Origin of the sequence: Gordonia sp. UBA7599 (assembly GCA_002477755.1) — a bacterium.
Taxonomy (GTDB): Bacteria; Actinomycetota; Actinomycetes; order Mycobacteriales; family Mycobacteriaceae; genus Gordonia.
In genome coordinates this window covers 110,990-123,341 of record DLKD01000014.1, presented here as the reverse complement: position 1 = coordinate 123,341, position 12,352 = coordinate 110,990, and the positions used below count along the sequence as shown (strand labels likewise).

General features: G+C 67.1%; 21 protein-coding genes and 1 tRNA gene. 4 read left to right on the top strand and 18 right to left on the bottom strand.

Annotated elements, in window-relative coordinates:
• Positions 1–480 precede the first annotated feature (480 nt).
• Positions 481–663: a hypothetical protein gene (locus B4L26_RS01965; RefSeq protein WP_290715168.1), complete on the top strand. Its 183-nt coding sequence runs from the start codon at positions 481–483 to the stop codon at positions 661–663.
• A 301-nt stretch (positions 664–964) separates the two neighbouring features.
• Here the strand turns inward: B4L26_RS01965 and B4L26_RS01960 are convergent, their stop codons facing one another.
• From B4L26_RS01960 to B4L26_RS01895, 14 genes are all read right to left on the bottom strand, one after another.
• On the bottom strand, positions 965–1,447 hold the full coding sequence (locus B4L26_RS01960; RefSeq protein ID WP_290715166.1) for a hypothetical protein: 483 nt from the start codon (positions 1,445–1,447) through the stop codon (positions 965–967).
• Between the two features lie 19 nt (positions 1,448–1,466).
• Positions 1,467–2,348, bottom strand: coding sequence for a major capsid protein (locus B4L26_RS01955; RefSeq protein WP_290715164.1), 882 nt, complete (start codon positions 2,346–2,348; stop codon positions 1,467–1,469).
• Between the two features lie 19 nt (positions 2,349–2,367).
• On the bottom strand, positions 2,368–2,727 hold the full coding sequence (locus tag B4L26_RS01950; RefSeq protein ID WP_290715162.1) for a capsid cement protein: 360 nt from the start codon (positions 2,725–2,727) through the stop codon (positions 2,368–2,370).
• Between the two features lie 10 nt (positions 2,728–2,737).
• The gene (locus B4L26_RS01945; RefSeq protein WP_290715160.1) at positions 2,738–3,406 is read right to left on the bottom strand and encodes a head maturation protease, ClpP-related; all 669 of its coding nucleotides are present in this window, start codon (positions 3,404–3,406) and stop codon (positions 2,738–2,740) included.
• Positions 3,336–3,737 (bottom strand): helix-turn-helix domain-containing protein, encoded by a 402-nt coding sequence (locus tag B4L26_RS01940; protein WP_290715158.1) that lies wholly within the window; start codon positions 3,735–3,737, stop codon positions 3,336–3,338. The genes B4L26_RS01945 and B4L26_RS01940 overlap by 71 nt, the downstream gene beginning before the upstream one ends.
• Positions 3,734–4,207: a hypothetical protein gene (locus B4L26_RS01935; RefSeq protein WP_290715156.1), complete on the bottom strand. Its 474-nt coding sequence runs from the start codon at positions 4,205–4,207 to the stop codon at positions 3,734–3,736. The genes B4L26_RS01940 and B4L26_RS01935 overlap by 4 nt, the downstream gene beginning before the upstream one ends.
• A complete protein-coding gene (locus B4L26_RS01930) occupies positions 4,204–4,518 on the bottom strand; it encodes a WhiB family transcriptional regulator (RefSeq protein ID WP_290715154.1) in 315 nt (104 codons plus the stop codon). The genes B4L26_RS01935 and B4L26_RS01930 overlap by 4 nt, the downstream gene beginning before the upstream one ends.
• 378 nt (positions 4,519–4,896) lie before the next feature.
• Positions 4,897–6,096: a DUF3631 domain-containing protein gene (locus B4L26_RS01925; RefSeq protein ID WP_290715152.1), complete on the bottom strand. Its 1,200-nt coding sequence runs from the start codon at positions 6,094–6,096 to the stop codon at positions 4,897–4,899.
• Positions 6,093–6,416 (bottom strand): DUF2742 domain-containing protein, encoded by a 324-nt coding sequence (locus B4L26_RS01920; protein WP_290715151.1) that lies wholly within the window; start codon positions 6,414–6,416, stop codon positions 6,093–6,095. Before B4L26_RS01920 ends, B4L26_RS01925 begins: the two co-directional genes overlap by 4 nt.
• A 202-nt stretch (positions 6,417–6,618) precedes the next feature.
• Entirely contained in the window at positions 6,619–6,810 is a 192-nt protein-coding gene (locus B4L26_RS01915) for a hypothetical protein (RefSeq protein ID WP_290715149.1), read from the bottom strand.
• Positions 6,810–7,343 (bottom strand): hypothetical protein, encoded by a 534-nt coding sequence (locus tag B4L26_RS01910; RefSeq protein ID WP_290715146.1) that lies wholly within the window; start codon positions 7,341–7,343, stop codon positions 6,810–6,812. Before B4L26_RS01910 ends, B4L26_RS01915 begins: the two co-directional genes overlap by 1 nt.
• Positions 7,340–7,531 carry a hypothetical protein gene (locus B4L26_RS01905; protein WP_290715143.1) on the bottom strand — a complete coding sequence of 64 codons (192 nt, stop codon included), beginning with the start codon at positions 7,529–7,531 and terminating at the stop codon, positions 7,340–7,342. The genes B4L26_RS01910 and B4L26_RS01905 overlap by 4 nt, the downstream gene beginning before the upstream one ends.
• Entirely contained in the window at positions 7,532–7,699 is a 168-nt protein-coding gene (locus tag B4L26_RS01900) for a hypothetical protein (RefSeq protein ID WP_290715140.1), read from the bottom strand.
• A gap of 2 nt (positions 7,700–7,701) precedes the next feature.
• On the bottom strand, positions 7,702–7,932 hold the full coding sequence (locus B4L26_RS01895; RefSeq protein ID WP_290715137.1) for a DNA-binding protein: 231 nt from the start codon (positions 7,930–7,932) through the stop codon (positions 7,702–7,704).
• On the opposite strand from B4L26_RS01895, the gene B4L26_RS01890 reads away from it, so the two are divergent.
• Both B4L26_RS01890 and B4L26_RS01885 read left to right on the top strand, forming a co-directional pair.
• Positions 7,926–8,591: a helix-turn-helix domain-containing protein gene (locus tag B4L26_RS01890; RefSeq protein ID WP_290715135.1), complete on the top strand. Its 666-nt coding sequence runs from the start codon at positions 7,926–7,928 to the stop codon at positions 8,589–8,591. The genes B4L26_RS01895 and B4L26_RS01890 overlap by 7 nt on opposite strands.
• Positions 8,578–9,753, top strand: a complete 1,176-nt coding sequence (locus B4L26_RS01885; protein WP_290715133.1) for a tyrosine-type recombinase/integrase — start codon at positions 8,578–8,580, stop codon at positions 9,751–9,753. Before B4L26_RS01890 ends, B4L26_RS01885 begins: the two co-directional genes overlap by 14 nt.
• Positions 9,754–9,792: 39 nt before the next feature.
• On the opposite strand, the gene B4L26_RS01880 is transcribed toward B4L26_RS01885, so the two are convergent.
• The 4 genes from B4L26_RS01880 to B4L26_RS01865 all read right to left on the bottom strand — a co-directional run bounded on the left by B4L26_RS01880 (position 9,793) and on the right by B4L26_RS01865 (position 11,329).
• Positions 9,793–9,880 (bottom strand) — tRNA-Ser (locus B4L26_RS01880).
• A 97-nt stretch (positions 9,881–9,977) separates the two neighbouring features.
• A complete protein-coding gene (locus B4L26_RS01875) occupies positions 9,978–10,253 on the bottom strand; it encodes a hypothetical protein (RefSeq protein ID WP_290715131.1) in 276 nt (91 codons plus the stop codon).
• 89 nt (positions 10,254–10,342) lie between these two features.
• The gene (locus B4L26_RS01870) at positions 10,343–10,807 is read right to left on the bottom strand and encodes a nucleoside deaminase (RefSeq protein ID WP_290715129.1); all 465 of its coding nucleotides are present in this window, start codon (positions 10,805–10,807) and stop codon (positions 10,343–10,345) included.
• Positions 10,808–10,810: 3 nt separating this feature from the next.
• The gene (locus B4L26_RS01865; RefSeq protein ID WP_290715174.1) at positions 10,811–11,329 is read right to left on the bottom strand and encodes a tRNA adenosine deaminase-associated protein; all 519 of its coding nucleotides are present in this window, start codon (positions 11,327–11,329) and stop codon (positions 10,811–10,813) included.
• A gap of 67 nt (positions 11,330–11,396) precedes the next feature.
• On the opposite strand from B4L26_RS01865, the gene B4L26_RS01860 reads away from it, so the two are divergent.
• A complete protein-coding gene (locus tag B4L26_RS01860; protein WP_290715126.1) occupies positions 11,397–12,347 on the top strand; it encodes a prephenate dehydrogenase in 951 nt (316 codons plus the stop codon).
• Positions 12,348–12,352: the final 5 nt, after the last annotated feature.

Sequence of the window (12,352 nt, the reverse complement as noted above, 5' to 3'; positions counted from 1 at the left end):
CAGGATTCAACCGGCGCCGACAGAGACGGGGGAGTTTGGCGGTGGCGGGGGGATTTGAACTCTATTCCGCCCCGCTGGTCAGAGCCGGAAATGTGGGTTGACCAGCGCAGATAGGTGACCACGCATCACCCTAGATCACCTCAAATTCGGGCCAAGTGTGCCCAATATGTGCCCACGGCCTCGGCAGCCTGGTCCTCGTCGAGGCCACTCGCAACAACACCGGCCGTCTGCGCATCGACCAGATAGAACGGGCCGAGGTCCCAGCGACTCGACTTGTGCAGACGAAGACCACACTTCGCAGCGCACCGACGGATGGACGGAATCGAAACAGTCATGACGGATCTCCTGAAAATCGGATCGGATGATTGGTCTTACTGCGGATCGGGGTCACTCCCCTACCGCTGCCACGCCATGTGTTGCCCACGATACCGCGTACCCGCAACCGCGAAGACCGATGTCGCGCACGGCGAGTGGCTGCCCATGCTGGCCGAGGTCGGGATCAGTGAGTCGCGGGCGCGCTACCTGATGTCGATCGGCCGGAACCTAAATCGTCTGAACTCAGACGATTTGCCGTCGTCCATCGATGCGCTCGAAATGCCCGACGGGCAGCGGATTGCTGGTGATGCCGAGCAGGTCGTCGAACACGATGCGCGGCGGCGGTGATGAGCACCGCAACAGGGCATTCCCAGGGTCAACCCGAACAAATCCCGCCCACCACAGCCGCTCCCGAAAAAAATTTCCTGGCTACCGGCGCAGTCAGGTGGGGCCGGTGCCCGAATATTTTCGGGGTGCCGTTGCGAGAGCCCGCGACCTGGAGCGGGTCGCGGGCTCTGCGGTTCGGCGCTGGTCGGCACTGGGAGACCTCTCAATGTTGTGGCCTCCGTGGTGATGCCGCCATGCGTTCCCGTGCCGCCTGGCTGTGCCAGACATCCTGCGCGGCTGGGTGTGTTTGACGCCGAGGTTTCTATCGGAACCAGGGTGCGGGTTGGGTGAGGTCGTCGCCGTCGTCGTCGATGCCGTGGCCAATTTCGGTGAGGGGGATGGCGGTTTCGTCGGGGATGGCGTTGAGGGTGTCGCCGAGGGCGGCGTCGTTGGTGATGAGAGTGACCCAGTGTTTACGGCGGGCGGGGGTGATCTTGCCGCGGCGGATGGCGTTGTCGACGAGGGTCTCGACTTTGGTGCGGGCGGCTTCGGCGGCGAGTCGGCGGCCTTCGTCGGCGTCGCGGCGTAGTGCTGCGAGGCTGTCGGAGTCGATGACGTCCATTCCGAGGCGGTTGGCGATGGCGGCGACGTTCGACGGCTGCGGTTCGTCCTGGTCGTCGTGGTCGAGGGCGTCGGCGAGGACTTCGAGGAGGGCGTCGACGGTGACGTCGGTGCCGGTGGGGATGCCCAGCAGGTCGAACAGGGCGCCTTGTTGGGTGTCGTCGAACTCGAGTGTGAGTGCCATGTCGGTGTGTCCTTTCGGGTTAGCCGGCCAGGCCGGTGAGTTTCTTCATGGCGTGGGGTCGGTTGACGGCCACGGCCGGGACGACGTAGCACTGCACCCATGTGGAGCGGGTGGCTTCGTCGCGCCAGGTGATGACGGTCAGGGGTTGTTCGAAACCGACGACGCCGACCTCTCCGGCCTTGGCGACCCATGCTTGCCCGGTGGGGATTTGCGGGTTGACGACGAGTTTGAGTCCGGCGGAGTCGAGCATCCCGGCGAGTTTCTCGGCGTAGGCGACGCGTAGGTGGTGGGCTGCTTCGGCGCCGACGAGGAGTAGGTCGTGGCGGACGCCGAGCTGTTGGAGGTCGGCGGCGAGTTGGGCGGCGGAAAAGTCGGCGGTGGGCCGTTCGCTGGTGGGGGTGACGTCTTCGGCGCCGTCGGCGAATTGTAGGGCGGTCCAGTCGTTGCCGGGGACGATGTTGTCGCCGGTGACTGCGGCGTTGATGGCGTCGACAACGGCTTTGTCCAGGCGGCGGGTGATCGTGTTGGCGAGTTGGGTGGTCTGCTGGTCGACGGCGTCGACATCGTTGCGGCGGCGGGCCTCGTCGAAGACCTGGAATTTGCCGCCCCAATCGGCCAAATCGGCTTTGCGGACTTCGGGGTCGGTGCCTTCGACGACCTTGTATTCGTCGCCGGGGGCTCGGGTCTCAACGTCGCTGGTGTACAGGTCTTCATTCTTGGTGACGGTGTACAACAGGCCTCCGCCTTCGACGGGCTTGCCGAGGCCGTGGAACAGGTGAGGCAACAGGATCTGATCGTCGGCGAGTCGGGCGATACGGTCGCGGATGATCGTGGGCTGTTTGAGGGCGACGTCGACGGTCAGGTTGCGGCCGTCGAGCTTGGGAACGAGTGAGCTGGTCATGGTGGGGTTCCTTTCGGGCTTAGAAGAGGGCGAGCTCGACGACGGCGTTGTTGGTGGCGCCGGTGACGGCGTAGCCGACGGGGATGCCGCTGGCCTTGGTCACGGCTTTGCCGTCAGCGCCGACTTCGACGTCGGCACCGGCGGCGATGGTGCCTCCGGCGGTGACGCGGACGATGCCGACGAGTTCACCTGTGGCGGCGTCGTTGCGGGCGACTCCGAACGCGCGCGCGGCGGCGGTGGCGGTGGCAACGGCGATGTTCCCGCGGGCGGAGCGGTTACCGGAGACGCCGACGAAGCGGCGGGCGGTGATCGCGGCGGTTGCGGTGCATGTGACGTCGGCGCCGGGGGCGTAGACGCGGGCCTGTGGAATAACGGACATGACGGGATACCTACTTTCGGTGGGTGCGTGCGCGGCGCGCGGCGGCGACGATGCGCAGGTTGTTGCCGCGGATCGCGGCGGGGCGGTCCTCGGTGAGGATTCGGTCGGCCAGTCCGGCTGTGACGGCCTGTTCGGCGGTGTACCACGTTTCGGTGCGCATGAGCTTGCGCCACGATTCGACGCTGCCGCCGGCCTTCGCGGCGTACATGCTGGCGATGTTGTCGCTGATGCGGTCGAGGTCGTCGGCGAGGTCGCGCAGCTCGGCGGGGTTGCCGCTGGTGTCCAGGACCGCGGCGTCGTGGATCATGAGCTCGGCGTTGGGTGCGATGAGGGTTTGATCTGCACAGACGGCGATGAAGCTGGCGGCGCTGGCGGCGAGGCCGTCGACGACGACGGTGGTGCGGCCAGGGTGGCGGCGGATTGCGTTGGCGATGGCGATGGCGCTGTATACGTCGCCACCACCGGAGTTGATTCGGACGGTGACGGGGGCGCCGTCGAGGGCGGCCAGTTCGGCGATGAAGCTTGCGACGCTGGTGCGGCCGCTGATGGCGTCGTAGATGAACACCTCGGCGCCGGTGGTGGTGGTGGTGGCGGCGAAGCGGTACCAGCTATCGGCGGGCGCGTTGTTCGGCGATAGCTGCGACGGCTGCCGCGTCAAGTAGCCACCGCCCACCGGCACGCTGAGCCGGTAGAGATCCGCGGCGAGCGTGATACCGGACCGTGTCCGCGGTGGTGCCGAGGAGCCGTGCGGCCTGGGCCGTGTCGACGAGTTCATACCCTTCAGGCAACAGTCGGGGACGCGTCGGGCCGCTGAGGCTCGCGCCGTCAGAAACAGTGCGGGCCGAAACAGACGCGTACGCGGATTGCAGGCGTCGGCGCAGGGCCTCAACCTTCGGTGTCGGGCGGCGGCCGTTCTCGGTGGCGACCCGGCCGAGGTAGCCGAGGACGTCGACGACTAGACGTGTGTCGGCCTCGTCGAGGAGCACTCCGTTGACCGCTGCGGTTTTCACTGCTCATCCTCACGACGGTCACGGTCTCGGATGCGGTCTGTCTGCTCCTGGTCGGACTCGGCGAGCGCGTAGGTGATGGTCAGGTAGTCGCGTAGCCGGTCTGAGGGTTGGCTCAATGCCCAGAACAGCGGGCCGGACAATTCGCTTACCGTGACGTTGTCGACGACAGGTAGGAGTCCGACGAATGCGTCGGTGAATCCGATTTGGTATCCGGCGCGGCCGTGGATCAGGCAGCCGACGACGGCGCGTTCGATGCGGATTCGGCGGCGCGTCTTGGCCAAGTTTGCGGCGGACCGCTCCGGGTCAGCCTCGTCTTCGAGGCGGTAGCGTTCGGCCAGCATCGACAGGAACCGGGCGTCGCGGGCGGTGCCATGCCAGTCGCGTTCGAGCATCGTTTGCGCGGCCCAATTGAGCCAGTTGGTTTCGTAGTCGTTGAACTCGTGGTCGTCGTCGAACGTCGGGTTGTTCATGCGGCGGTGTCCTTTCGGGGGCGTCCTGGGGGGCGGGGTGTGATGGGTAGGTGGCCGGCGCGGACCATGCCGTCGGCCGGTTGCGACTGTGCCCAGTCGGTGCAGCGGTCCAGGACTGGGCAACGCGCACAGATCGCAGCCGCGGCGCGGTGCCGGTATTCGACGTCGTCGAGGGGTTCGACGGGGCCGGGTGGATCGAACGGATCTGGGTTGCCGATGCATTCGGCGCCAGCGAGATCCGCACCGTCGCGCAGGATGCGGGCGAGGAGCTCGACGACGTCGGGTTCGGGGCGCGGTTGGGTGGCGGTCACGACGCGGCCTCGGTGCCGCTGTCGACGAGGTGCAGGGCGCCGCGCAGGACGCGGAACAGGTGGGTGGCGCCGAGACGCTCGACAGACACTCTGCGGGGATCTCGTGGAAGGTAGACAGCGGTGCAACCGTGGCGCAGACGCCGCGTCTCAAGGGTCGGTTCGGTCATTCTCGCTACCGTTTCTGTCCGTAAGGGTGTCCAAGGGTGTCCAGGGTGTCCCGTTGCCTGGTCAGGGCATGTTTTTGGCCGATTCGGTAAGGGTGTCCCAGGGTGTCCCAGGGGTGGACGGGACACCTTTGGGACGCCCTCGCTTTTCAGGGTGGACGTGTGCTCTGACCTGCGAACGGGACACCCTGGACACCCTTGGACACCCTTACGGCTAGGCATCGTCGCCTCGCGCGGGTAGATGGCGCTCCCACACGTCGATGAAGTCCTCGCGGAAGTAGCCGCGCTTGCGGTCCCCCTCGGGCCGACGGCGCGATCGGATGCGGTGGTCTCCGAGCTTCATTCCGAGCTTGGTCGGGTTCAGTTCCATCGACGACCACGGGGCGTCGTCGATCTTGCGCAGCTCGTCGCACAGCACGTTGGACGCGAGGAACGTCGTCCCGTGCATGCGTTCGTCGAACACTTCCTTGATGTCGGCCAGCAGCATCGTGGGGAGCTGGTCGGCGTCGTCGTCGCCAGCCGCACCACACATCACCTTGCACGCCATGCGCGCAAGCTGCGGCCAGTGGCCGCCGGCGGCGTCGGCGACCGCGATCAGCGGCTCCCAGGTGTCTGCCTCGCGGTCGTAGACGGGTAGGTCCTCGGGTATGCCCGGGGTGATGGTCTCGGCCCACCGGGCGAGCTCGGCGCGCAGCTCGTGCAGGATCGGCACGTCGCGGCCGAACCGGAACTGTTCAACGGTCTCGGTGGGCTTGCGGCGCTTCATCACGATGACCACGGCGCGGTCCTCAATGGTGTCGGGCATGCGGCCGATACCGGCCAGGACCGCCGGGGCGAACGTCGGGAACTGTTGCGGGGTGTGCATCGGGCCGACGGTGCGGCCCACGGTCTGCCCGCGGCGGAATCCGGCGTTGAGCAGGCCGCGCAAGTCCTCGTTCGCCTCGGCCTTGGCCTTGGTGCCGAACACGGTGTCGGCCTCGTCGAAGATCAGCGTGGGCGGGTCCTGGTCGGACAGGCTGCGGAAGATGTAGGGCACCGTCGCGTTGATCGTTTGCAATGGCTGGTGGACCAGCTCGGCGAGGACTTCGAGGAGCCGGGACTTACCGGAGCGTTTCATCGCCGATCGCACCACCATGCGCGGCGCGTAGTCGAAGCTGTCTGACAGGTGGGTGTAGGCCGCATACAGGGTCACGGCGATGAGCGCGGACTCGGTCGGCAGGACGCAGTACCGGGCAATGGTGGCCTTGAGGTCGCGCATCAGCTCCGGGCCGGGCCTCGGCACCGGCTCGGCCACCGCTGCCAGACTCGGCGTATTCGATTTGCCTGCGCGGGTGCGTTGGCGTTGCCGGGGTGGTTTGGGTTTGGTGTTCGCGGCGACATCGGCCGGGGTGATCTGGTGGTCGGGTTCGCTCACGCGGACCTCCTTTCGATGCGAGCGCCACTCTTGATCGCTTCGTCACGCCGGCGGATGCTGTTGGCTGCGGCCGCCCAGTCGGTACCGTCGACGACGTCGAGCGCGGCCGTCTTCATGCGCTCGGTGTGGTCGTCGGCAAGGTCGTGCTCGAAGCACCACAGCAAAGCGGCTCTGAGGATCGCGGCGGCGCGCAGCGGATGACCGTCGGGCAGTTCGCGCCATGTCGGGGTGCCGAGGACGGGCGGGGTGCCGTGACGTTCCAGGCGTTCCAGGGTGCCGAGGAGACCGTCGAGGGCGGTGGCGTAGGCCGGTTGACTCACCTGCGGGCACCTCCCGTCCTGCGGCTGGGCTTGGGGCCGGGTCGGGGCACGCCGAGACGCGGTACCGACGTCGGGCAACGGCCGCACTGGTCGCCGACGAGGATCGGTACCCAGCACGACGGGCACACCGGGGAACAGACCAGATGCCTTTGGGGCTGTTCGCACAGCATCGGCCGCCCGCACACACCGCATTCCCGCGCCGTCATTCGGGACCTCGGCGGATCTCGTGTCGGTGGTCAGCCTCGTCGACTGCCTCGGCCAGGTGCTCGGCGGCCTGGGCGAGTAGCAGCAAGTCCAGGGCGGCGCCGTACTCGTCGAGGTCTCGCAGAGCCCGGCCGATCTTGTGTCGCGCTGTCTGTAGAAGAGTGGCGACGTGTTGTGTCCTCTCGTCCACTACGCACCGCCTGGCCGGTTGATCCGCCGAGCGGGGCGGTCGAGGCCGAGTGCGATGTCGGCGCATCGGATCAGGAACACTCCGAGTTCGCGTGCTGTGGCTGCGGAGAGGATGAGGTCGGGGTCGACGGGGTCGGTCCAGGACAGGCCCACGGCGTGGCGTTGGGATTCCCGTAGGGCCGACTCGGCGCGCGTGACGGTGCCGTGCAGGTAACGCTGAACCGGTGAGACGTTGAACCAACCCGGAGTGCCGTCGGCGGTCTGGCCGTCGACGAAGTAGTTCGGTCCGGCGCAGTAGTTGCCGTGCTCGGCGACAGTCGCGCCGTTGTGGGGAACGGTCCCGTCGAGGGCGAGAGCACACCAGTAGGCGCACCAACCGTGAAGGTCGAAGGTGTCCTCAGACTCGGGCTCGGCGCACTGGGCGTGCTGCTCGTTCCACTCGTCGAGCTGCTCCATGAAGAAGTCTCCGTCGTCGTCGACGACGGTGGCCTCGTCGCCACAATGCTCGCAGGACAGGCGCGACTGGTGGCTCATCGGGTCACCTCAATCGACAGTGCCGATACGGGCAGGACTTCGAAGGTGAACGTGCCGTCGGGCAGCTCGACGAGGACCTCGGCGAACCGGCCGTTCTGACGGGCGGCGGGGTGCCTGCTGTTGAGGTAGCCGAGGACTGACTCGACAGGATTGCCGAGCGGGGTACGGACGATATGCTGGGGTTGCATCTACTGCTCCTTTTGGTGGTTGGTGGTGTGGTCGCCCTCGGTGTCGTTCTTGGTCGGATGAGCACCGGGGGCATTCCCTTGCGCGGGTGCGCGTAGGTCTTCGGTCTCGTCGGCCGGCGGATAACCGAGGCCGAGGTCCTGGTGTTCGAACTGGTCGCGTCCGCGCATGACTACGCGGCTCCCGGGTCGATGCGGTTCGCGTCGAGGTAGGCGCGCACGTCGTCCCACCGGTAGAGCACGCGCTTGCCATGCTTCACGTAAGGGATGCCGCGACCGAGGTACCGGTCCTGTGCCAGCGCGGCCGTCGTCACGCGGACCACTTTGGCAACCTCGTCGGCCGTTCCCATCGCGGGCAGCAGCGGCGCTTGAGCCGCCCGCTTCGCGTCTTCAACTCTTGGCATCTCTCTACATCTCTTTCGGTGTTCTGTTTTCCGAAACATCTGTTTCGGTGATAACGGTTTATCACAGGCCGTGGAGATCGCGCAAGATTCGCGATATTGTTCCGATCATGGCAACTAGACCCATCGACATCGGCGACGTCGGACGCACCGTCGCGGCGAACGTCACCCGGTACCGAAAGCGCAGGGGGTACTCGATGCGAGCGCTAGCCGAGGAGCTGACAACGAACGGGCGGACGATGTCCGCCTCGGCGATCAGCCAGATTGAGAACACCGCGCGCCGCGTCGACGTCGACGACCTGTTTGCGATTGCGGTCGCTCTGGACGTGACGCCGGATCTGCTGCTGATGCCCGAAGCGCACAGCGGGGACGACAGGGTGCCGAGCGTCTTCGGCGAGACGGCCGCTGCGCGCATATGGGCGTACCTGCGACTTGATCCACCGCCCGGTGACCCGCTCAATGAGTGGTGGGTCGACCCACAGCAGACACCGACGGCGTTGATGGCGAAGTTGTTCGCGTCCCTCGGTGATGACCCGGAAACCCAGTCGAAGGCTCAAGCGGGGCTGGCGGGTTTCATCGGCGAACTCGTGGAGGTCAACACGCGGATTCGTGAGGACCAGGCGAAGAACCGGCACGGCGGTGGTGGCGATGGCGACGATTGAGAAGTACACGACCAAGACCGGCGAAACCCGCTACATGGTCCGGTACCGCAAGCCGGACCACCGGCAAACCAAGAAGCGCGGGTTTGCCACGAAGCGCGACGCCGAGGCGTACGCGGCGACCGTCGAGGTTCAGAAGCTCTCCGGGTCCTACGTGTCGCCGACGCTCGGTCGTATCAGGGTCTCTCAGCTCGCAGACGAGTGGCTCGACCGCAAACAGATCGACTTGAAACCGTCGTCGTACAAGTCGATCGCGACGGCGTGGCACGTGCACGTGAAGCCGTATTGGGGGCGCAAGCGACTGACCGATATCGACGTCGGCGCGGTCGAGGCATGGATAGCAGAGATGCGGCGCGAAGTCGTCGACGTCGACCAGGACGGCAACCGCGTGGTGACCAAGAAGGCCGCCGGCGCCACCGTCGTCCTACGTGCCTACGGTGTCCTCGCGGGCCTCCTGGACGCTGCGGTGAAGGCGCGCCGGTTGTCGTCCAACCCTGCTCGGACACCGGAGAACCTGCCACGCAAGCAACCCAAGCGACGCGTCTACCTCAACCATTCCCAGGTCGAGGCGCTCGCGGCCGCCGCGAAGTATCCGACGCTCATCCGGTTCCTCGCATACACCGGTCTTCGGTGGGGTGAAGCGATCGCGCTGCGCGTCGAGCACCTGGACCTCGTACGCAAGCGCGTCGAGGTCGCCGAGAACGCGGTGCAGGTCGAGCAGGTCCACCACGTCGGCACACCGAAGTCAGGTGAGGCGCGCGTGTCCGCGATACCGGAGTTCCTCGTCTTCGAGCTGCGCGCGCTCATCGACGGCCGCCCACCGGGGGCGCTGGTGTTCGCCGGGGACAACGGCGGCTATCTCCTGCGGCCCAAGAGCGAACGAGGATGGTTCGACCGCGCCGTCATCCGGTCCGGCGTGCCAACGGTGACGTTGCACGACCTCCGACACACCGCGGCGTCGCTGGCGATCTCGGCCGGGGTGAACGTGAAGGCACTGCAAAGGATGCTCGGGCACGCGTCGGCGGCCATGACTCTCGACGTGTATTCGGACCTGTTCGACGATGACCTAGATGCCATCGGAATCGCCCTGGATCAGGCGCGGTCGCTGGCAACTGTGCCCAAAATGTGCCCACCGGATGCCCAGACGGGCACCTCCCGAACATGAAAGTGCCCCCTACCTGCACAGATAGGGGGCACTTCTCGGCGGTGGCGGGGGGATTTGAACCCCCGGTACGGGGTTACCGCACACAGCATTTCGAGTGCTGCACCTTCGGCCGCTCGGACACGCCACCGCGAAAGACTGTACCGCAGGTAACCGTCGACGCTAAATCGATATGGTCACCTGCGGTACAGGGTGCGTGCCGCTGGCGGCACAAGGTACTGCTGGGGCTACTTGTCGCCGCCGGTCAGCTTGTCCTTGAGCTCACCGAGCTTGCCCTTGGCAGCCTCGACGACCTCGGCAACCTTCTCGTTGTCGGTCAGGTCGCCCAGCTTCTCCTTGGCCTGGTTCACGGCGTCGGCAACCTTCTCGTTGTTGGCCAGGTCGCCGAGCTTCTCCTTGGCGGCGTTGACCGCGTCGGTGACCTTCTCGGTGTCAGCCAGGTCGCCCAGCTTCTCCTTGGCGGCGTTGACGGCCTCGGTGACCTTGTCACTGGCATCAGACATTGGTAGCTCCTTTAAGTCCTTAGTACAGATCTGACCCGCTAAATGTGCCATGCCCGCCCGGTCTAGTCCACATTTCGACCGGATACGGCCTAAACGTCCCGTTGACCCGTAAAGAAGCGTTTCAGCAGGTCGGCGCATTCTTCGGCCAGTACGCCGCCGCGGACCTGTGGCCGATGCGACACCCGGGGATCGCGCAACACGTCCCACAACGACCCCACGGCCCCCGTCTTGGGCTCCCACGCCCCGAACACGACCTTCTCGATTCGCGCCAGCCCGATCGCGCCGGCGCACATCGTGCACGGCTCGACGGTGACCGCCAGCGTGCATCCGCCCAGCCGCCAGCCGTCGCCGAACTCGCGGGCGGCGGCGCGCAGCGCAAGGACTTCGGCATGTGCGCACGGATCGCCATCGGCCTCACGCCTGTTACCGGCGCTGGCGATCACGAATCCCTCCGGGTCGACGACGACGGCTCCGATGGGGACGTCGTCAGGTCCGGAATCGGCAGCGGCCCCGATCGCGAGCCGGATGAGCTGCTCGTCGTCGCGGACCGTCATGGCCTAGTGGCCCAGCGAGTCGAGGACCTTGGCCAGATCGTCGGCAAAGCCGAGGCGGGCGGCGATCATGCCGACCTGCTCGTCGGCGTAGAGGTCGGTGTCGGAGACGATCACGCTCATCACCGCGTCGGGCAGCCCCAAGTCGGCGAGGACGGCGAGGTCGCCCTCCTCCCACGGGTCGACGTCGTCGAGATCGTCGGGATCGAGGTCAGGCGCGTCGATATTCAACGCCTCGAGGGCGTCGGCGGCGACGTCGTAGTCGAGGGCGGCAGTGGCGTCGGAGAGCAAGAGCCGTGCACCCCCAGGAGCCGGGCGGAGCACGACGAAGAACTCGTCGTCGACGTCGAGGAGCCCGAAGACCGCACCCACCGCGCGCAGGTCGCGCAGTTGACGCTCGGCGTCGGCGAGATCGGTGAGCGCCGAGGGCTTTAGCGCGGTCACCTTCCAGGCGGTCTCCTCACGGACGACCGCAATGGCGAATCCGTCGAGGTCGCCGTCGGAGTCATTCCCGCTCGCAGCCATGCTCGCCACCGTAGTCGCCTCGGGCGCGGTTGCCCAAGTCATCGGCACAATGTGACACGCTGGTGCGGTGACTGCTGCATCGCGACCGCCGATCTGCGTGCTGGGGCTCGGCCTCATCGGCGGGTCGATTCTGCGCGCGGTCGCGCGTGACGGCCGGACCGCCTTCGGCTACAACAGGTCCGACGCGGGTGCCGCGGCGGCGCGCGCCGACGGCTTCGACGCCTCCACCGACCTCGAGGCAGTGCTGCGCCGGGCGGCGCAATCCGATGCGCTCATCATCGTCGCGACACCGGTCACCACCTTGGACGACTTGCTGCCCGTCGTCGCCGATCTCGCCCCCGACTGTGTGCTGACCGACGTCGTCAGCGTGAAAGAACCAGTCGCCGACGCCGTCGCGCGCCACCACCCCGGCGCCCGCTACGTCGGCGGACACCCGATGGCCGGGACCAGCCAGTCCGGCTGGGCCGCGACCGACCCCGACCTCTTCGACGGGGCGATGTGGATGGTGGCCACCGCCGACGACACCGATCCCGACGCTTGGCGGGTGGTCGCATCGCTGGCACTGGACTGCGGCGCGCAAGTCGTGCCAGCGGCCAACGACGCCCACGACCGGGCCGTCGCTGCCATCTCCCACCTGCCGCACCTGACCGCGAACGCCACCGCTGCGGTCGGGGCCGGGGAGAGCGGGCTGGCGCTACGGCTGGCCGCAGGCAGTTTCCGCGACGGCACCCGCGTCGCCGGCACCGCGCCCGCATTGCAGCGCGCGATGTTGGAGGCCAACCGCATCGCCCTGCTCAACACGCTGAGCGAGACCATCGACCGCCTCATCGCCGCCCGCGACGACCTGCGGGATTCCGGGTCGGTCGAGATCATCGTCGACGACGGTCACCGAGCGCGCCTCGCCTACGAGAAAATGGCCGAGGCACCCGCCCCGCCGATCGTCGACGTGGAGCCGGGTGCCCCGGGTTGGGCCGCCGAAATGCGCCGTCAAGCGCACCTCGGGCGGACCTGGCGCTAAGCCGC

What these genes read in the sequence shown, in the direction of transcription:
- B4L26_RS01965 (WP_290715168.1), top strand. Translation starts at nt 481, where the DNA reads ATGCTGGCCGAGGTCGGGATCAGTGAGTCGCGGGCGCGCTACCTGATG.
- B4L26_RS01960 (WP_290715166.1), bottom strand. Translation starts at nt 1,447, where the DNA reads ATGGCACTCACACTCGAGTTCGACGACACCCAACAAGGCGCCCTGTTC.
- B4L26_RS01955 (WP_290715164.1), bottom strand. Translation starts at nt 2,348, where the DNA reads ATGACCAGCTCACTCGTTCCCAAGCTCGACGGCCGCAACCTGACCGTC.
- B4L26_RS01950 (WP_290715162.1), bottom strand. Translation starts at nt 2,727, where the DNA reads ATGTCCGTTATTCCACAGGCCCGCGTCTACGCCCCCGGCGCCGACGTC.
- B4L26_RS01935 (WP_290715156.1), bottom strand. Translation starts at nt 4,207, where the DNA reads ATGAACAACCCGACGTTCGACGACGACCACGAGTTCAACGACTACGAA.
- B4L26_RS01910 (WP_290715146.1), bottom strand. Translation starts at nt 7,343, where the DNA reads ATGAGCCACCAGTCGCGCCTGTCCTGCGAGCATTGTGGCGACGAGGCC.
- B4L26_RS01905 (WP_290715143.1), bottom strand. Translation starts at nt 7,531, where the DNA reads ATGCAACCCCAGCATATCGTCCGTACCCCGCTCGGCAATCCTGTCGAG.
- B4L26_RS01900 (WP_290715140.1), bottom strand. Translation starts at nt 7,699, where the DNA reads ATGCGCGGACGCGACCAGTTCGAACACCAGGACCTCGGCCTCGGTTAT.
- B4L26_RS01895 (WP_290715137.1), bottom strand. Translation starts at nt 7,932, where the DNA reads ATGCCAAGAGTTGAAGACGCGAAGCGGGCGGCTCAAGCGCCGCTGCTG.
- B4L26_RS01885 (WP_290715133.1), top strand. Translation starts at nt 8,578, where the DNA reads ATGGCGACGATTGAGAAGTACACGACCAAGACCGGCGAAACCCGCTAC.
- B4L26_RS01875 (WP_290715131.1), bottom strand. Translation starts at nt 10,253, where the DNA reads ATGTCTGATGCCAGTGACAAGGTCACCGAGGCCGTCAACGCCGCCAAG.
- B4L26_RS01870 (WP_290715129.1), bottom strand. Translation starts at nt 10,807, where the DNA reads ATGACGGTCCGCGACGACGAGCAGCTCATCCGGCTCGCGATCGGGGCC.
- B4L26_RS01865 (WP_290715174.1), bottom strand. Translation starts at nt 11,329, where the DNA reads ATGGCTGCGAGCGGGAATGACTCCGACGGCGACCTCGACGGATTCGCC.